16 protein-coding genes and 1 tRNA gene are annotated in these 17,423 nt (G+C 60.7%); 6 read left to right on the top strand and 11 right to left on the bottom strand.

What is annotated here, in order from left to right:
- Positions 1–57: 57 nt before the first annotated feature.
- From I6I72_RS02970 to I6I72_RS02950, 5 genes are all read right to left on the bottom strand, one after another.
- Positions 58–507, bottom strand: coding sequence for an OsmC family protein (locus tag I6I72_RS02970; protein WP_049147514.1), 450 nt, complete (start codon positions 505–507; stop codon positions 58–60).
- A gap of 321 nt (positions 508–828) precedes the next feature.
- Positions 829–1,923: a HigA family addiction module antitoxin gene (locus I6I72_RS02965; protein ID WP_005530258.1), complete on the bottom strand. Its 1,095-nt coding sequence runs from the start codon at positions 1,921–1,923 to the stop codon at positions 829–831.
- Positions 1,924–1,937: 14 nt separating this feature from the next.
- A complete protein-coding gene (locus tag I6I72_RS02960; RefSeq protein WP_065420415.1) occupies positions 1,938–2,237 on the bottom strand; it encodes a type II toxin-antitoxin system RelE/ParE family toxin in 300 nt (99 codons plus the stop codon).
- A gap of 1,246 nt (positions 2,238–3,483) precedes the next feature.
- Complete coding sequence (locus tag I6I72_RS02955; protein WP_046645055.1) at positions 3,484–3,690, bottom strand: hypothetical protein; 207 nt, start codon at positions 3,688–3,690, stop codon at positions 3,484–3,486.
- A gap of 407 nt (positions 3,691–4,097) precedes the next feature.
- Positions 4,098–4,170 (bottom strand) — tRNA-Arg (locus I6I72_RS02950).
- Positions 4,171–4,244: 74 nt separating this feature from the next.
- Between I6I72_RS02950 and I6I72_RS02945 the strand changes: the two genes are divergently transcribed.
- Positions 4,245–4,529 carry a hypothetical protein gene (locus I6I72_RS02945; RefSeq protein ID WP_049062779.1) on the top strand — a complete coding sequence of 95 codons (285 nt, stop codon included), beginning with the start codon at positions 4,245–4,247 and terminating at the stop codon, positions 4,527–4,529.
- A gap of 35 nt (positions 4,530–4,564) precedes the next feature.
- Here I6I72_RS02945 and I6I72_RS02940 read toward each other — a convergent pair whose 3' ends face one another.
- The 4 genes from I6I72_RS02940 to I6I72_RS02925 are packed head-to-tail and all read right to left on the bottom strand — an operon-like array spanning position 4,565 to position 7,002.
- Positions 4,565–4,852: a glutaredoxin domain-containing protein gene (locus I6I72_RS02940; protein ID WP_005530251.1), complete on the bottom strand. Its 288-nt coding sequence runs from the start codon at positions 4,850–4,852 to the stop codon at positions 4,565–4,567.
- Entirely contained in the window at positions 4,853–5,395 is a 543-nt protein-coding gene (locus tag I6I72_RS02935; protein ID WP_005530249.1) for a dihydrofolate reductase, read from the bottom strand. It abuts the gene before it with no gap.
- The gene (locus I6I72_RS02930) at positions 5,395–6,192 is read right to left on the bottom strand and encodes a thymidylate synthase (protein WP_005530247.1); all 798 of its coding nucleotides are present in this window, start codon (positions 6,190–6,192) and stop codon (positions 5,395–5,397) included. Before I6I72_RS02930 ends, I6I72_RS02935 begins: the two co-directional genes overlap by 1 nt.
- A 51-nt stretch (positions 6,193–6,243) precedes the next feature.
- The gene (locus tag I6I72_RS02925; protein WP_034657244.1) at positions 6,244–7,002 is read right to left on the bottom strand and encodes a 3'(2'),5'-bisphosphate nucleotidase CysQ; all 759 of its coding nucleotides are present in this window, start codon (positions 7,000–7,002) and stop codon (positions 6,244–6,246) included.
- Positions 7,003–7,036: 34 nt separating this feature from the next.
- Here I6I72_RS02925 and I6I72_RS02920 point away from each other — a divergent pair, with 34 nt between their 5' ends.
- Positions 7,037–11,914, top strand: coding sequence for an Lhr family ATP-dependent helicase (locus I6I72_RS02920; protein WP_201807448.1), 4,878 nt, complete (start codon positions 7,037–7,039; stop codon positions 11,912–11,914).
- A 129-nt stretch (positions 11,915–12,043) separates the two neighbouring features.
- Here I6I72_RS02920 and I6I72_RS02915 read toward each other — a convergent pair whose 3' ends face one another.
- Positions 12,044–12,364 carry a winged helix-turn-helix transcriptional regulator gene (locus I6I72_RS02915; RefSeq protein ID WP_265342600.1) on the bottom strand — a complete coding sequence of 107 codons (321 nt, stop codon included), beginning with the start codon at positions 12,362–12,364 and terminating at the stop codon, positions 12,044–12,046.
- Positions 12,365–12,436: 72 nt separating this feature from the next.
- Between I6I72_RS02915 and I6I72_RS02910 the strand changes: the two genes are divergently transcribed.
- Both I6I72_RS02910 and I6I72_RS02905 read left to right on the top strand, forming a co-directional pair.
- Positions 12,437–12,736, top strand: coding sequence for an NAD(P)-dependent oxidoreductase (locus I6I72_RS02910; RefSeq protein WP_005530239.1), 300 nt, complete (start codon positions 12,437–12,439; stop codon positions 12,734–12,736).
- A gap of 158 nt (positions 12,737–12,894) precedes the next feature.
- A complete protein-coding gene (locus I6I72_RS02905) occupies positions 12,895–14,154 on the top strand; it encodes an alpha-hydroxy acid oxidase (RefSeq protein ID WP_005530237.1) in 1,260 nt (419 codons plus the stop codon).
- Positions 14,155–15,219: 1,065 nt separating this feature from the next.
- Here I6I72_RS02905 and I6I72_RS02900 read toward each other — a convergent pair.
- Complete coding sequence (locus I6I72_RS02900) at positions 15,220–15,570, bottom strand: hypothetical protein (RefSeq protein WP_046646878.1); 351 nt, start codon at positions 15,568–15,570, stop codon at positions 15,220–15,222.
- 177 nt (positions 15,571–15,747) lie between these two features.
- Between I6I72_RS02900 and I6I72_RS02895 the strand changes: the two genes are divergently transcribed.
- On the top strand, positions 15,748–16,593 hold the full coding sequence (locus I6I72_RS02895; RefSeq protein ID WP_149721463.1) for a DNA-formamidopyrimidine glycosylase family protein: 846 nt from the start codon (positions 15,748–15,750) through the stop codon (positions 16,591–16,593).
- Positions 16,594–16,697: 104 nt separating this feature from the next.
- On the top strand, positions 16,698–17,417 hold the full coding sequence (locus tag I6I72_RS02890) for an NUDIX hydrolase (RefSeq protein ID WP_005530226.1): 720 nt from the start codon (positions 16,698–16,700) through the stop codon (positions 17,415–17,417).
- The last annotated feature ends 6 nt before the right edge of the window (positions 17,418–17,423 follow it).

Genomic DNA, 17,423 nt, shown 5'->3' with positions numbered 1-17,423 from the left:
AGAAGCCGTTCGGGTAGGGGGTTTAAGGATTTGGCGTGGAATCAAGGCGTGACCTGATTAGGACTGATTGAGAAACCTAACATTCGTCGGGTGCTCAACCGTGCGGGATACCGTGCAGTCCTTTTCATGGGAGATGCGAATTAGGTTGTCCACCATCGACTGCGCTTGGCGGCCTTCGGGGGTGTCGGGGAAGCGAAGGGTGAAGCCGACCTCGACGTCGCTAAGCCGTGCGGCACCGCCCTCGTCGACGCGCGTTCCCTCGACGTGTACGTCAAACGCCTCAGGTTCGGCGCGCCGGGATGTGACCACGTCGACGTCCACGGCGGAGCAGCCTGCCACGGCGGCAAGAAGGAGTTCGACCGGGGTCAACAGCCCCTCGCCGCGACCGAAGTCCAGGCTTGCCCCTTCCTCGTTGGTGGCGCGGTAATGGGTGGGGCCGATGCGGGTGACATCGACGCCGTAGGTGCGAATAATCTTTGTTTCTTGGTTGTTTGCTGCGTTAGTCATATGCGCAATCTTAGCCCATATTAGTGCAGGTCAAGGTGGGTAACCCGAATGCTCTCTGCGGTTGTCTGCTCTCACAGGAATGCTCAGACGGCTCCTAACAAGTCTGAGCGTTTTGTCGATAGGGGAGCATTTTCAGGAGCGTGGCGGTTCCAAGCGATGGGAGCGCCGCCAGGGCATTGACATTGGCCGCGAGCAAACAATCTGAAGTGAAGTGCCCCAGGTTTTGTTCCGTTTGAGTAGATGGAAAAACAAGGCACATGCCTAGGTTCAAAACCTAGGACACTTCATTTTGCTGATGATGAACGAAGCTAATATTCCCAGTTAAGATGGGATGGGTGATTTCCAGCTTTCAAGCTGAGCGATGACGGTGGGAGCGTTGCGTACGAGAGTAGTTTTCCACGACAGGTCACCCTTTTTTTGAAGCCTTCCAATCAGAGTGATGGGATGAACCCCTAGGTTGCTGGCTTGTTCTTTAATCCAAGATGAGTGCACACGATCAGGAACTGCCGGTAAAGGGCTAGAGATTGCGAGTTCGCTGGCCAGCTGGTCTGCCTCGGCTTCATTATTGGCACTGTCATCTGATAGGTCATCGAGGATGACCTCGCCATTATCGACAAGGTGACCCAATAATATATGGGCTGTTTCATGCAGGATGGTAAATAGTATCTTATCGAGCCGATTCCCTCGTCCTGATATGCCAATCACGGGGTGCCCGTCGACCATCATAGCGCAGCCGTCGAGTTTTCCTCCCGGAAAAGCCTCCACATAAACAAGTCTCACCCCCACCTCGGCGAACAGAGTCTGGAACTCAGCAAACGCCTGCGGGTCACGCGCTCTACTCGACAGCGTCCGGGCGAGGTCTTCTAGTGCCTTACGGGAGTAGGGGGCAGCGTCGAGGGCGCTGGCAGTTGCCCTGACGCAAGCCGCCCACGCTTCCTGCAGAACGGTGACATTTTCCTCGTGGTTACTGCGGCGGGCGGCGAAGCTTATTCCCGAGGGATCTTCAAAGGATCTTTTGCCAAATAAATTCAGCACCTCGTATGCCTGACTCTGCACGTCGGTGGCTGTGATGTATCCCCGCTTGACGAGCAGGGGGACGGGGGCCAGCTCTCGTAATTGGGCGCGGGTTTTCACGGCGCTGAGGTTGTCCTGTATCCGGTCGTCCTGGGACTGCTTCCATAGCAGATAGGAGTCCTGGAGGTTAAGCCAGAATTCTGCAGAGGTGCCCAGGGCGGCGCCGATCTGGGCTGCGGATTCGCGCGTGATCTCCTTCTTTCCGGAAATAATCTCCGAGACAAACTGTGCTGGACGTCCGAGCACCTCGGCAAAGTCGGCTTGGGTCCAGCCGCGTGCGTCTAGCTCGTCAGCGAGGATCTCTCCGGCTGGGAATAGCTCCGCCGCAATTGGAGTATTCATGAGTTCACCTTCTCTCAGTGGTAATCCACCATTTCAATAACGATGACCACGCGGCCATCGCTGTTGGTTGTGAATTTGAGGATGAGCCGAAACTGCTTGTTCAGGCGGATTGAAGAGGACCCGGCTCGGTCGCCTTTCAGTTGTTCCAGATGTAACGACCGCATGGCCCGCAGGTCACGTTCGTCCACGGCTCCCTTCAGGATCTGGATTTTCTTGCGATATGCCTTAATGATGTCCGAACCCCATCGTTTGGGGATGTAGGAGGCATCCTCGGCCATTCGTTGAAGTTCGTCGTCCTCGAAGGGGATGCGCACCAAGTCCACCTCGTCCAGTTCGCTAGCGCCGCGCCCATCTGACGTGACTCATTCTTCTCTACTCGTCTAGTGCTCATCACCCATCGTGTGAAGTATATTATCTTAGATATTCTGTTTCCGCAAGATGGGGCTAGGTATGAAAGAGGGTGCGCCTCGTTGCGGCGAGGTGACCCGCCTGCAAGTCCTGAGAGCTGTCAGAATCCATGCATCGTCTGATGTAGTAGCGGAGTATCTCTCCCCTCGGGCTGATTGACTCGAAAGGAGAGGGAATGGCAACCATTCGATGCTAGGTGCACACGGTCCGCAAGGGGTCAGTGACCGTCAAGGCCACCACCACCGTCAAGATCTGGACCGCTACGATCAAGTTGCACAAGCTGGGTCGCTAGCTGCCTCGTCCTGGGAATCATCCGCCTGTTAGGGAGGGAGGGGAGAGTGGCTCGCAACCCCAAGCAGACCAGCAGGTCTACAGCGAAGGCGTCCAGTAAGGTGCTGCGCGGCAAGAGTTATAGTGCGGCTGCGAAGAAGGCCGCCGGCAGCGCACTGCCTCAAGCGTCGAAGCGTCGTGGCAAGTAGCTGCACAAAGTCTGGTGTGGTCCGCAGATGAGCTCCGTCTGCATGCATCGGCTGTTGGTTAAGGCCGGTGGCGATACTTAGTGAGAGTGGACTGGCAATTTCGCCTGTTTGAGGTGTTAGTTCAAAAATCGGCCCCTCATTTGACCGATTTTTCAGCGGCTGAAAAGCTATGTTGTTCAAGCCAACTCAGCAGACTGGTTTCGAAAAGCGTGATTGTGTACATAGCCCTAATTCGCTTGTAGCTAAGCCAGACCTCTGTGCCTCTTCGAGAAGCTCGCCAATTTGGCTAATCATATGCTGAATTTATCAACTGGGTTCGGGAAGAGTCCTTCTTATTTTTAATTTGCTCAAGTGGAGGGTTTATCAGTGCCTGGTCGTGGAAATTTTTCCGGGCCCCATATTGACATTATAGTTTTTGCTGAAATGAATGTTCCCACGCCGAAAGTGAGGGATACAAGCGCTGCGCTTAATAGGTAGTTTTCAAACCCTCCCGGCCTAATCCATATAAAGAAAACAATGGAACAGAATAAACTAAAAGCGCCAAGCTTCACTTTGGAGTCCAGAGTCTTTTCATTTCCTCTAAAGTAGCGACGGTGGTTTATTATGGTGAAAATAATTCCTGTAATTAGGCCCCAAATGAGTCCTGCCGCCAAGGCGGGAACGGCTACTAGTATCACTGGTTTTCCAGGGGGGTAGATGAATCTCGATTAGCTTGTTCTTGTTGCAGCTGAAGAAGCACAGTTTCTGGAATGCCCTCTAGGGAAACTGGGTCATTCAAATCAACCAGCGGAAACTCGTCTGGGTTCCATTCGGCTGCAAGCTGATCTGCATCAATGTACTCAGATTCGGGAGATGGGCCGACGGGGTTTTGTAAAAGCATAGTCCTTGCTGAAGAAATGCATTTATCACTGGTTCAGTAGTCTACAGATGAATTTTCGATGCTCCCGTAAAGGGTCCCATGCTCGAACCTCCATAAAAATTTGATTCTATCCTCCCACACACAAACCATCAGACACGCTCTGGACGCGGCTTCCTCGTCAGTTACGTAGATCCAGCGGGCAAAGCAGGACGCCGCGGAACCGGCACCGACCACAAACACGACGCAAGGCCTTGCGTATCGCGCCGAGGACCGACGGCAGAAGCTGAAACGTGCACAACTGACAACGAAGCCCACCGGTTCTGCTCTGGACGCGGCTTCCTCGTCAGTTACGCAGATCAGCCGGGGGCTAAGTAGCAAAACGAAAAACTCGAGACACCGTAGGAACGATGTCTCGAGACTTCACATTGTGCCCCAGAGAGGATTCGAACCTCCGACACCGGCTTTAGGAGAGCCGTGCTCTATCCCCTGAGCTACTGGGGCGGGGGTGCTTAACGCAACGAAACTAGGTTACCAGTACCGCCCGAGTTGGCGTTAAATCGGATAACTTGTTAGCCATGGGAAATCATCATGACAATATCGTCCATTTCACTGACGTGCAGCGACGCGAGGTATTCGCCGAGACCATTAGCAAAGACGGGGTGGAAACACTTGCCATCGAGAAGGCCGTCCCGGGTGGGGCCTCCAAGCGCTTGCTGCTGCTCAACAAGTACGATGCGCAGAAGCTTAAAGCAGCGTTGGACGAGTACCTCAACACCATCTACTCGAAGGAAATCTCCGGGATGGGTGGCACGTTGTCACCAGCGGACATGGTTGAGCTTTTCGGCGAGGACGACGACTAATCCGGGGTCGCTCGCCGATAGCGACTAGCTGGCTTCTACTTGGTGGAGCCGTCGAGCTCAGCGAGCTTGGCGCGTACTGCGGAAGCAGGCGGGTTGGTCTCGTAGGTGCCGTCAGAGTAGAGGACCGTGGGCACGATGCGGTTGCCGTCGTTAACCGACTTGATCCACTCGTTGATGTCCTCGGTGCCTTCGGCCTCGGCGTCGACAAGCGCATAAGGCGTCTCAGTGCGGTTCAAGCCCTTGAGCAGCTTGGCGCAGAATGGGCACCAGTCGGCGTAGAAGATGGTGACGTGCTCGGTAGTCTCAGGTGCTGCCACGGTCATTTAAGCGGCGTCCTTTCGCTCGTAGGTTAAGAATCGGTACTTCATAGGCAACTCACTCGGCGGTTGGCCCGGAATTGTCAAGTGGCCCTTCTCAGATGTCAGCCAGTCGGTGCTTGCCGACAATCCAAAAGAATCAGGCACTTCAGGAGCATAAACGGCGGCGTCGCCGTAAATATTCCCAATGTTGACTCCCATGAGGGTTATCTCAATGATGTCCACATCATCGATAGTGGAGGAATAGATCTGCCCGCCGCCGATGAACCAGGCGTCGTCAAGCGTGTGCGTAAGTTGTGAAATGTTAGCGGTGACCTGGGCGCCAGCGGACCAAGCGCCAGGTGCCTTGCGGGACAAAACGTAGTTATCGCGGCCCGGCAACGGGCGGAACTTCGGGTTCAGCGACTCCCACGTGCGCCGGCCCATCACCACCGGCGAGCCGATGGTGACCTCTTTGAAGTGCTTGAGATCCTCCGGAACATGCCACGGCATCGCCACGCCATCGCCGATGACGCCGTCCAAGGACTGCGCCCAAATAGCCCCCAGCATTAGACGGAAACCTGCGCTTTGATGGTGGGGTGGGGATCGTAGCCTACGACCTCGAAATCGTCGAAGGTGTAGTCGAACAATGAGTCAGCCTTGTGCAGCTTGAGCTGCGGGTAGGGGCGTGGCTCGCGGGAGAGCTGCTCCTTGACCTGCTCAATGTGGTCGTTGTAGATGTGGCAGTCGCCGCCAGTCCAGATGAGCTCGCCGACCTCCAGACCAGCCTGTTGGGCAAACATGTGGGCCAACGCGGCATAGGAAGCCAAGTTGAAAGGCACGCCTAGGAACATGTCCGCCGAACGCTGATAGACCTGCAGGGAGAGCTTGCCGTCTGCCACGTAAAGCTGGAATAGCAGGTGGCAGGGCATAAGCGCCATCTTGTCTAGTTCTGCCACGTTCCAGGCGGAGACCAAGTTGCGACGAGAATCCGGATTATTCTGCAGTGTGTCCAGAGCCTGCTGGATCTGGTCAACATGCGTGCCATCCGGGGTAGGCCACGAGCGCCACTGGACGCCGTAGACAGGGCCCAGCTCGCCATCGGCGTCAGCCCACTCATTCCAGATACGGACGTTGTTGTCCTGCAGCCACTTCACGTTGGAGTCGCCCTTGAGGAACCACAGCAGCTCGCCGATAACACCGTGGAAGTAGACCTTCTTGGTAGTCAGCAGCGGGAATGAATCGGCCAGGTTATAGCGCAGCTGCGCTCCGAAAATGGAGCGCGTGCCGGTGCCAGTACGGTCACCTTTTTCTGCGCCTTCTTCCAAAACTTTGCGGAGGAGGTCCTCATATGGGGTCTGGATCATGGTGTCGAGTGTAGCTACTCTCGCGCGAAGTTTCTAACTTCTGCTGGCAGGCTAGAAGCTGCCGTTTGCCTCCGCGTAGGCATTAGCGTGCTCCAAGATCTCATCGGCCAGCTCAGGGCGGCAGATGAGAAGGTCGGGGATGAAGGTGTCCTCGTTGTTGAAGCGGATCGGAGAGCCGTCCAGGCGGGAGCAGTGCAGGCCTGCTGCCATCGCCACGCCTACTGGTGCAGCCTGGTCCCACTCGTACTGGCCACCAGAGTGAATGTAGCCATCGAAGTCGCCAAGAAGGACGTGCATGGCCTTCGCACCAGCGGAGCCGATGCCGACGGTCTCAAAGCCCATCTTCTCAGCGATGTGGGAGGCCACCTGCGGCGGACGGTTACGGGAGACCACGAACTTCTTGGCCAGCGGGCCGGTCACCGCGCGGGCGTCGGACGAACGGAAGGTAACGCCCAAGTCCGGCATCGCCACGGCGGCGTGCTCCGGAATGCCGTTGATGACGAGCGCAATGTGCACGGCCCAGTCCTGGCGGCCGGTGGCGAACTCCTTGGTGCCGTCGAGTGGGTCAACGATCCACACGCGGTCCTTCTTCAAGCGGCTGAGGTCATCAGCCGCTTCTTCGGAGAGGACGCCATCAGCCGGACGGTGCTGGGCGATGACGCGGGTGATCCATTCTTGGGCGGCTTCATCGCCGGCGTCGCCAAGCGCAAGCCCGCGCAACAGGCCACCATTGCGCACGCCCTTGAGGATCTCACCACAGCCGTTGGCTAATGAATTGGTAAGGCGGGAATCTGAAATCTCGACGGTCATGTATGCCAGATTACCGCGCGCGTTAAAGTAGGGCATGTCAAAAAATATTCTTGGCCGTTTCCGCCCGCAAGTAGGGCAGTGGTTTGAGGATGTTTTCGCAGCGCCCACGCCTGTTCAGGAACAAGCCTGGGACAAGATTTCCCAAGGCGCGCACGCGCTCGTGGTAGCCCCGACTGGTTCTGGTAAAACCTTGGCGGCCTTTCTGTGGGCACTAAATTCCTTGGTGGAAAAGGAAGGGCAAACCGCCTTGCCCGTGGGCCCGGCAGTACGGGGCGGGGCGCAGGGCGTGAAGGTGCTGTATATCTCCCCGCTGAAGGCGCTCGGCGTGGACGTGGAGAACAACCTGCGCGCGCCGCTCAATGGCATCGCGCGCACGGCAGAGCGCTTGGGGCTCGACGTGCCGGACATCACCGTGGGCGTGCGCTCCGGGGATACGCCTTCGGCCGAACGCGCACGGCAGATCCGAAAACCCCCGGACATCCTCATCACCACGCCGGAATCGGCCTACCTCATGCTCACCTCCAAGGCGGCGGGCATCCTGGCCAGCGTGGATACGGTCATCATCGACGAGATCCATGCGCTTGCCGGAACCAAGCGCGGCGTCCACTTGGCGTTGACTCTGGAACGTCTGGCCGCGGTGGCTGGCGAGTTCCAGCGCATCGGACTTTCGGCTACGGTGCGTCCGCTTTCGGCGGTCTCTAACTTCTTGGGTGGGGATCGCCCCGTGGACATTGTGGCCCCACCAGCGCTAAAGCGCTGGCAACTCGATGTCCATGTGCCCGTGGAGGACATGTCTGACCTACCGACGCCGGAGCAAGGTTCCACCATTGGGGAGATGACCGTTGACGATCCGCTGGGTATCACCGGCACCTTCGACGGGGCTCGCCTGCAGGCTTCGGACTCCGCCTTGCCCACGGCCAAGTCCATCTGGCCCTTCATCGAGGAGGACCTCTACTCCGAAATCATGGAGCATCGCTCGACCCTCGTCTTTGTGAATTCGCGGCGCACTGCCGAGCGTCTTACCTCCCGGCTCAACGAGCTCTACGCGCAGGAGCACGATCCGGAAAGCTTGTCGCCGGCCACGCGCCGGGACCCGGCGCAGCTGATGAAGCAGGTCGACGTCGCCGGCACAGCGCCTGCCGTTATCGCCCGTGCACACCATGGATCGGTGTCCAAGGACGAGCGCCTGCTTACGGAGACGATGCTCAAGGAAGGCTCCCTGCGTGCTGTGGTGGCCACGAGCTCGTTGGAGCTCGGTATCGACATGGGCGCGGTGGAGCTGGTGGTGCAAGTAGAATCACCTCCTTCAGTGGCTTCTGGCCTGCAGCGCGTGGGCCGCGCCGGGCACTCCGTCGGTGCGGTTTCGCAGGGCTCCTTCTATCCCAAGCACCGGGCGGACCTGGTCCAATCGACGCTGACGGTCTCCCGCATGCGCGAAGGCCTCATTGAGGAGATGCATTCGCCGCGTAATCCTCTGGACGTTTTGGCGCAGCAGACGGTGGCGGCGGTGGCTGCTGCCGAGGTTGCGCCGGTGACTGTGCGCGGTGTGCAGCCGGGTGCTGAGGGCTTCGGGGAAGCCGACAGCGTGGGCGGCCTTGATGCTGATGCCTGGTACTCCATGGTGCGCCGCGCCTGGCCTTATCGTGACCTGGCCCGGGAGGTCTTCGACTCGGTCATCGACTTGGTCTCTGGGGTTTATCCCTCGACTGACTTCTCTGAGCTCAAACCCCGCGTGGTCTATGACCGCATCACGGGGATGCTGAGCCCGCGCCCAGGCGCGCAGCGAGTGGCCGTGACCAACGGTGGAACCATCCCTGACCGCGGCATGTTCGGTGTCTTCCTGCCTGCGGGTGGGGAGAACAGCGGCCCGCGCCGCGTGGGTGAGCTCGACGAGGAAATGGTCTACGAGTCCCGCGTGGGAGACATCTTTACTCTGGGCGCCACGAGCTGGCGCATCGAGGAGATCACCCGCGACCAAGTCATCGTGACTCCCGCACCGGGGCACACCGGGCGCTTGCCCTTCTGGAATGGCGATCAAGCCGGGCGCCCGTATGAACTGGGCCAAGCACTGGGTGCGTACCGCCGCGAAGTCCACCAGGACCCGTCCGTCGTGCAGGACGCCGATGAGAACGCCGCGCGAAATATCGCGGCCTACCTCCAAGAACAATACGAGGCCACAGGCATCATCCCGGATGAAAAGACGCTGGTGCTCGAGCGATTCAAGGACGAACTAGGGGACTGGCGCGTGGTCCTGCACAGCCCGTTTGGCCGCGGCGTTAATGCCGCGTGGGCGCTGGCCGTGGGGCAGCGCGTGGCGGAGCTGACCGGCATGGACCCACAGGCGGTGGCCGGCGATGACGGCATCGTCCTGCGCCTTCCCGAAGGGGAGAAGGAGCCGGATGGCTCGTTGTTCGTCTTTGACGCAGATGAGATCACCGACATCGTGACGGAGCAGGTGGGCGGTTCCGCGCTCTTTGCTTCGCGCTTCCGCGAGTGTGCCGCGCGTGCGCTTCTGTTGCCGCGGCGCAACCCCGGCAAGCGCGCCCCCTTGTGGCAGCAGCGCCAGCGTGCGGAGCAGCTTCTCGACGTCGCCCGCAAGTATCCCTCGTTCCCCATCATCCTGGAGACAGTCCGCGAGTGTCTGCAAGACGTCTACGATCTTCCCGCGCTGACAGAGACCATGCGGGAGTTGGGGCACCGACGCGTGCGCATTGCGGAGGTCACTACGGAGCAGCCTTCGCCTTTTGCCTCCACGCTGCTGTTTAATTACACCGGCGCGTTTATGTACGAGGGCGATTCCCCGCTGGCAGAAAAGCGCGCGGCTGCCCTAGCCCTCGACCCAGCTTTGCTGTCAAAGCTGCTGGGAACGGTGGAGCTGCGGGAGCTACTCGACCCAGAAATCATCGCTCAGGTCCACGCACAGCTGCAGCGTACAGCCGAGGACCGCCGCGCCCGCACCACGGAGGAGGTCGCGGACCTGCTGCGGTTGCTTGGCCCCATTCCTGTCGAGGAGATGGCCGAGCACACGAATGTCCCGCTCAGCGCCATCGAATCCTTGGGTGCGCGCGTGATGCGGGTACGCATTGGCGGCCGCGAGCACTTCGCGCAGCCACTCGACGCCCCGCTGCTTCGCGACGCCCTCGGCGTCCCCGTCCCGCCCGGCGTCCCGGCGCAGCAAGCCACCATCACAGATGCCCTGCAGCAGCTTGTCTCGCGTTGGGCACGCACCCGCGGCCCATTCGTGCTGCGGGATCTGCAGGATGCTTTCGGCCTGTCAGCATCGACTGCGCACACAGCGTTGCAGTCCATCGACACCATCGTAGAAGGCCGCTACCGTCAAGGCATCGAGGAAGCAGAGTATTGCGCGGCTGAGGTGCTGCGTACGATTCGCTCCCGTTCCCTGGCCGCCGCGCGCGCCGCGACGGAACCTGTCAGTGCGGCGACCTTTGGCCGCTTCTTGCCGGACTGGCAGCAGGTGGCCCCCGTGGGCAAGCGCCCAGTCCTGCGCGGTGCTGATGGAGTCTTTAGCGTGATTGAGCAGCTCGCGGGCGTGCGTTTGCCGGCCTCGGCGTGGGAGTCGCTCATCTTGCCCGCGCGAGTGGGGGACTATTCGCCGACGATGCTCGATGAGCTCACCGCAAACGGCGAGGTGCTCATCGTCGGTGCAGGTAAGGCTGGTGCGAATGACCCGTGGATCATGCTGCTGCCTGCCGACTACGCGGCGCAGCTGGCTCCGCAGCTCGAACCAGAGGAGCTGGGGCTCAGCATGCTGCAGTCTGCAACGCTGGAGGTCCTGCAGCGCGGCGGTAGCTTCCTGTTCGGTGACATTCTCTCTCAGGTGCCCGGCACCGCGGATGAGCTGCGCGAAGCGTTGTGGTCGCTGGTGGAGATGGGCCTGGTCAGCCCGGATTCCTTTGCGCCGATTCGCACGCACGTGGCCACGGCGGGCTCGCGGTCAGGGGCTACTGCACACCGCGCTAAGCGACGCCCCACCCGTTCCCGCCTGCGCATGGGCCGCACGTCTTTTGCCCAGTCGCAGCGTGCAACCTTGACCCCGCCGGACGTGGCGGGGCGTTGGGCGCTGGCAGTGCCGGCGGCATCGGAAGCAACGGCTCGCTCTTTGGCACACGGCGAGGCCTGGCTTGACCGCTACGGCGTGGTCACGCGCGGGAGCGTCGTCGCTGAAGATGTGCTGGGCGGCTTCGCGCTGGCGTATAAGGTGCTTTCCGGCTTCGAGGAGTCCGGCAAGGCCATGCGCGGCTACGTCATTGAGGGGCTCGGCGCCGCGCAGTTTTCCACCCCGGCGGTAATTGACCGCCTGCGCGGGCTCGCGGATTCTCCGGACGTGACCGGCTGGCCGTCGGGCACGCAGGAGCCGCAGACTTACCTGCTCGCCGCGGCGGATCCGGCGAACCCCTACGGTGCGGCGCTGCCCTGGCCGGAAACGGAAGGCTCGCCCACGCGCGCGGCGGGTGCTTTGGTGGTGCTCGTGGACGGCCTGCCCGTCGCACACCTCACGCGTGGCGGCAAGACGCTCACAACCTTCCCGGTGACCGCAGGCATCGATGACGGCGAGGTCGTGGGCTATATCGTGGCGGCGCTCACTGAGGCCGTCGCATCTGGGCGCCTCTCGCCGCTCACCATCGAAAAGGCCAACGGGGCCTCGGTCTTCGAGACCCCGCTGGCGAATCAGCTGCGCGAGCAGGGCGCGGGGATTACGCCGAAGGGCGTGCGGATCTCCGGCAAGCTTTCGACCTCCGCGGCGCCGAGCCGGCGGGGCCGGTCGCTGTCCGATGCGCTGGAGTCCGTGCCGGAGCCTGAACCCGGTTCTGGAGACAGTGCTGCTGATGCGGCCCGCGAAGGCTGGCGGTCCGCGCCGGGTGGATTCCGGCCACGTGGGTACCGGCGCTAGGGTTACGACTGGTGCCGCAGAACATCCTGGCTTTGGTTTTGTTGCGTTTCGGGGCTGGTTTGGCGGCGCGAAGCGCCATAAACCCAAAGCTGACTGGGCGGGGTCGGCGGCGGAGCGTGGATACCGGTGCTAGGCGATCTCCTTGGCAACCTGCTGCTGGTAGTGCTCGCCCCATTCCCCCATGGCGTCGAGGATGGGGCGCATAGACTGGCCGAGCGGAGTGAGTGCGTACTCGACGCGGGGCGGGACTTCGGCGAAGACCTCGCGGTGGACGAGGCCCGTGTCTTCCATCTCGCGCAGGTTCGACGTGAGAACCTTCTGGCTAATGCCGGTCACGGAGCGGCGCAGCTCGTTAAAACGCATGGTGCCGTCAAGCAGATCGCGCAGGATCATGGCGCGCCAGCGATTGGACAGAAGCGTGAGTGTCGTCTCGACGGGGCAGGCGGGCAAAGGGGCAAGCGGCTGTTTTATGGCTGTGACCTCGATGGTTACTTTTTGGTCCTACTTCCGTAAAGCTACCGCATGTGCGTAAGGCTGGCTTCGACGTTAAAGTTGAACCTGCTGAAGGAGAACTCCCAACAGTCGGAGCAACTCTACTACCTGCGTACGCGCGACGACTTCAATTGGACCTTCGTGTCCCTGGCTGCCGAGTTCGATGCCGAGGGCGAGCGCACCGGCGCGTTCGAGATCATTGAGTCCGACGCGTTTACTGTTGACGCCAACGGCAACAATGAGATTTCCTACGCTGACTACGCCGTGGGCATGGTCGCGCTCATCGAGGCTGGCTCCAACAACCACAAGCGCGTGAATATCCGCCACTAGGCTTCCTCGCATGCGCCCCAGTGTCACTTCGGTGGCGCTGGGGTTTCGTACTGTCTGGGGAGGACCCCAGTTTGGCGCTATTTCTGTAGAAGAGTAGGAATGGAAAGCGGGACCGCTTTCTGCGGCCGCACTACGAACCACGAAGAGGAGTACCCACCATGCGTCTCAAGCGCCAACTGCCCCAAGTCTCAGAACTAAAGAACCTCATGCGCTTTGAGAGGCCGACCCTCGACCGTCGCGCCGCGCGCCTTGCGGAGGCCGCTGACGTGTGGGATCTCCGGAAAATCGCCAAGCGTCGCATCCCTAAGGCGGCCTTCGACTATGTGGACGGCGCCGCGCGCGACGAGGTTACCTATGACGAATCGCGGGAGACCTTCCGTTCCATTCGCCTGCTGCCTAACGTGCTCACGGGTGCCACGGAGCTCGACCTGTCCGTCGACATTGCGGGTGGGCGTTCCGCGCTGCCGTTCGGCATTGCGCCGACCGGGTTTACGCGCTTTATGCATGCCGAGGGCGAGGATGCGGGGGCATCGGCAGCAACGGCGGCGGGTATCCCGTTCACGCTGTCGACAATGGGTACTCGCTCCGTGGAGGAGGTCGAGCGGGCCTCCGGACGCGGCCGCCGCTGGTTTCAGCTCTACCTGTGGAAGGACCGCGCGGCCAGCGCGGAGTTGCTGCGTCGCGCGGCAGCGAGTGGCTACGACACACTCGTCGTCACCGTCGATACCCCGGTCGCGGGCCAGCGCCTGCGCGATACGCGCAACGGCATGCGCATCCCGCCGCGGCTCACCGCTGGCACCGTTCTTGACGCCGCGTGGCGTCCGGAGTGGTGGTTCAACTTCCTCACGACGGACCCGGTCACCTTCGCGTCGCTGACCTCGACGACGGGTACTTTGGGCGAACTCGTCAACACGATGTTCGACCCGGGTCTCAACTTCGATGACCTCGAGTGGATTCGCGAGCAGTGGGACGGAAAGATGCTCGTCAAGGGCATCGTCAATCCTGCTGACGCCCGCACGGTGATCGAGCTCGGCGCCGATGGCGTGGTGGTCTCCTCGCACGGCGGCCGCCAGCTCGACCGCGTGGTCAATACGCTGCGCGCTCTCGAAGCCATCCGTGCGGAGCTCGGCCCTGACGCCGAGATCGTCTACGACTCCGGCATTATGTCCGGCACCGATATCGCGATTGCCCTGGCACTCGGCGCGAACTTCGTGCTCATCGGCCGCGCCTACCTCTACGGTCTCATGGCCGGTGGCCGCGAGGGCGTCGACCGCATCATCGAGCTGCTCACCTCTGAACTGGAGACTGCCTGCACGCTGCTTGGCGTGTCCTCGGTGCGTGACCTCAAGCGCGAGCATGTCATCACGCCGTGGGAGCGTGGGGCGTCGGTGCCGGGAGTCACACCGCAACGCTCCTAGGCGCAGTGCGGCGCGTTATGTGCAGCCAGTCTCCTGCACAATTATGGAAAATATGTCTCGACGCTTCGAGACCTACATGGGTTAAGGTGGGCATGTCAATGTACATGACTCACTTTTGACTCGGGGGTACACATTGTGGACGTTTCTACGTTCCCAGTGACTCTAAGAACAGCGCAACTATTGTTCGATAGCATTCCGGCAGTACGCACGCGTAGGTATATGGACATTGTTGATCGTGGCGACATGAGGCTGGCGGCTCGTTTGTATCTATGGAACTCGTACCTAGCTGCCACGGTTCAACGCACGACCGGAATAGTTGAGGTGCTTCTGCGGAATGTCATTGATACTTCATTCGCGCAATGGAATTCTGGCGAGCCTCGCTGTGGTTCCTCGGAGTGGATTGAATATCCCGAGGCGGAATTGGCGAAAATCGTGCTGGGGAGACGGAACCGGAGCAGAGGACTTGCTAGTTATTCGGATGTGTCGTCTGTGCGGGGTATCCCTACCCATGATGATTTAGTCGCGGGACTTTTTTGGTTCGTGGGTGCGGTTGCTGCCAAATAAGGCAGCTGCCAGCAATCCTGAAAATCCACGCCACGTTCTTTGGGAGGAAGCGATTGCACCTCACCTATACCAAGATGATTGGGTGGTTTTACCAAAAGGTGCGCTGAGATCCTTAGGTGGAGGAATCGGGCCTCCCATCATCGGCCATTGATTTTTGATCTTAAGGCCATCGCCAATGTGCATCAGGCGTGCATCGAGACCGCAAGAATGATGAATCCGGGAATGGGGGCGTGGATTAAGAGCGAACGATGGATCCTTCTTGCATTGGAAAAGGATCCACGGTTAGGGAAAGAAAAATAAAGGGCGGGCCGTCGCATCAAGTGCGGGGCCCGTTGCCTATTTGCCGCTGAGCGGCTTCGTAAGAACGATACTAACGATGTTGTTTATAAAATTCAATCACCCGACGAGACTCATTAAAATTCCCACTACGACGTACGGATTCTGCTCCGTTGCGATTATCCACAACGCGCCAGGGATGTTGGAGCGTTCTGCGATTTCGAGTTAGCTTGCAAGCCCGTTGTGGGCGAGCGCCGTAATCCAGATGTGCGCCGCAGCAAAGAGCAGGCCCGCGGCGGTGAGTAGGTGGTGACGCAGCGCCGCGCTGCAACTGATGAACATGACAGCGGGGAGCAGTGCGAGTTCCAGACCGGTGACGAAGGTCGGCGTGTGCAGGTACGGAACCCACGTTGCGCAATAGACTGTGAGAGCGGCGGCGCTCAGACCGAAATAGGTCCAGCGTGCGCCGCGCGTGCGGAGCTCAACTCTGCCCACGCCGAGCGGGAGAACCACGAGGATTATGCACGCACAGCGGGCGATATTCTCAGCCACCGTGAGCGCGACGGGGACGTCCACCGGCGGTTGCGCGTCGCCGTTGCCGCCGGCGAGCACCCGATGATATTCGGCACGAGCAACATCACGAGTCGGCCGGCGCCGTAGGCGTTGAGCCAGTTGAATGTCATGATGACTCCTTACGGTTTCAGTGTGGGGCTGGCGTAGAATCGCCAGTCGTTAAAGAAGGAGTGGTGCTGCATGCCTGAGGGTGATTCCGTCCTGCAGTTGGCCGAACGCATGCAGTTCATGGTGGGCCGCGAGGTGACTAAGACCTCGGTGCGGGTACCGCGCTATGCGCTCGCACGCTTTGACGGGATGGAGTGCGTGGCTGTGTGGCCCTATGGCAAGCATCTCTTCATGGAATTCGCGGGCGACGAGGACGAGCCGCTCATCCTGCATACGCACCTGAAGATGGAAGGCCAGTGGCACATCCATTACGCCGGGGACAGGTGGCGCGCGCCGGGGCATACCGCACGCGTGGTGTTGCAGCTTGCTAATGAACCGCGCGATATCGAGATCGTCGGTCATACTCTCGGGTTCGTGGAGGTCTATCCGGAGTCGGATTACCTAGGGCGCATCGAGCATCTGGGCCCAGACATTCTCGACCCGGACTGGGAGATAAATGGCGGGCGCGAGGAGGCGATTTGGCGCATCGAAGCGCGCCCGGAACGCGCCATCGGTGCGGCGCTGCTCGATCAGAAGAATGTCGTGGGCATTGGCAACGAGTACCGTGCAGAGGCCTGCTTTATCGCGGGCATGCATCCCGCGGAGCGTGTTGGCGACGTCGACGTCGAGAAGATCGTGGACGTCTCGCGGACAATCATGTGGGCCAATCGGTTCTCGCTCATTCGCGTCACCACGGGGGTACGCCGCGCCGGGGAGACGACGTACGTTTTCGGACGCAATAATGCACGCTGCCGGCGGTGCGGAACACCCATTGAAAAAGGGGTGCTGGGCGGCGTCGATGCCGGTGGCGACGAAGGGGAGTTGGAGCGCATTATCTGGTGGTGCCCGCACTGTCAGCCGAGCCCGCGCGGCGCGTAGGCGCTAGCCCCGCCCGCAGAAAATGCTTGACATCGTGAGGGGGACCACACTACTTTTCACTTAAAGTCATAATGACCTTAACTAAAAGTGGAGGTGAGCGGCCCATGAGCGACTGGCAGAAACTCAACGTCGCGGAGAGGCGGCGGCAGTCGCCGCGCGTCGCCGTGTCCACCGTGGCCTTTGCGCTGCGGCCCCCGGCGCATGCGCGTGTCCACGCCAAAGACGAGGAGCAGGGCCTGTGGCTGCCCCTCGTGCGCCGCGTGCGTGCACCCTTTAAAGATGCGTGGGCGCTGCCCGGCGGGCCCACCGCCTGGAACCAGACGCTCACGCAGACCGCGCACGCGACCTTAGTGGCGGCCACGCGCATCGAGCCTAGCTATCTGGAGCAGCTCTACTCTTTCGGTTCGGTCGAACGCAGCGCGGATGCCGAGCGCCTTGTCACCATCGCCTATTGGGCGCAGTACAGCGCGCGCGATGCCGCAGGCGCCACCGCCGCGGCTGGGGAGGACACCAACGTCGCGTGGTTCCGCGCCGATGCCCTGCCGGATCTCGCCTTCGACCACGGGGAGATCATCGCGACGGCGCTCACAAGGCTGCGCTCGCGCACGGCGTATGCCGCCGTGGCGCACCGCTTCCTCGACCCCGAGTTCACGCTCGCGCAACTGCGCGAAGTCCACGAGATCATCCTCGGCCACCCGTTGGATCCGGCGAATTTCCGAAGACAGATGCTGGCGTCGAAGACGTTGGAAGAAACCGGCCACTCCCTGGCGGGCGTGAAGCATCGACCCGCAAAAACCTACAGGTACCGCCCCGAAGAAGACTAGAAAGAA

Source organism: Corynebacterium striatum, assembly GCF_016728105.1.
GTDB lineage: Bacteria > Actinomycetota > Actinomycetes > Mycobacteriales > Mycobacteriaceae > Corynebacterium > Corynebacterium striatum.
Note: the sequence above shows the minus strand (reverse complement) of the source record. Positions and strands in the feature narration are given on the sequence as shown.

Bases quoted from the DNA above. Each gene is read 5' to 3' on its own strand.
- I6I72_RS02965 (WP_005530258.1), bottom strand. From the start codon at position 1,923: ATGAATACTCCAATTGCGGCGGAGCTATTCCCAGCCGGAGAGATCCTC.
- I6I72_RS02925 (WP_034657244.1), bottom strand. From the start codon at position 7,002: ATGACCGTCGAGATTTCAGATTCCCGCCTTACCAATTCATTAGCCAAC.
- I6I72_RS02905 (WP_005530237.1), top strand. From the start codon at position 12,895: ATGCGTCTCAAGCGCCAACTGCCCCAAGTCTCAGAACTAAAGAACCTC.
- I6I72_RS02935 (WP_005530249.1), bottom strand. From the start codon at position 5,395: ATGCTGGGGGCTATTTGGGCGCAGTCCTTGGACGGCGTCATCGGCGAT.
- I6I72_RS02970 (WP_049147514.1), bottom strand. From the start codon at position 507: ATGACTAACGCAGCAAACAACCAAGAAACAAAGATTATTCGCACCTAC.
- I6I72_RS02920 (WP_201807448.1), top strand. From the start codon at position 7,037: ATGTCAAAAAATATTCTTGGCCGTTTCCGCCCGCAAGTAGGGCAGTGG.
- I6I72_RS02955 (WP_046645055.1), bottom strand. From the start codon at position 3,690: ATGCTTTTACAAAACCCCGTCGGCCCATCTCCCGAATCTGAGTACATT.
- I6I72_RS02910 (WP_005530239.1), top strand. From the start codon at position 12,437: ATGTGCGTAAGGCTGGCTTCGACGTTAAAGTTGAACCTGCTGAAGGAG.
- I6I72_RS02930 (WP_005530247.1), bottom strand. From the start codon at position 6,192: ATGATCCAGACCCCATATGAGGACCTCCTCCGCAAAGTTTTGGAAGAA.
- I6I72_RS02890 (WP_005530226.1), top strand. From the start codon at position 16,698: ATGAGCGACTGGCAGAAACTCAACGTCGCGGAGAGGCGGCGGCAGTCG.
- I6I72_RS02940 (WP_005530251.1), bottom strand. From the start codon at position 4,852: ATGACCGTGGCAGCACCTGAGACTACCGAGCACGTCACCATCTTCTAC.
- I6I72_RS02945 (WP_049062779.1), top strand. From the start codon at position 4,245: ATGGGAAATCATCATGACAATATCGTCCATTTCACTGACGTGCAGCGA.
- I6I72_RS02895 (WP_149721463.1), top strand. From the start codon at position 15,748: ATGCCTGAGGGTGATTCCGTCCTGCAGTTGGCCGAACGCATGCAGTTC.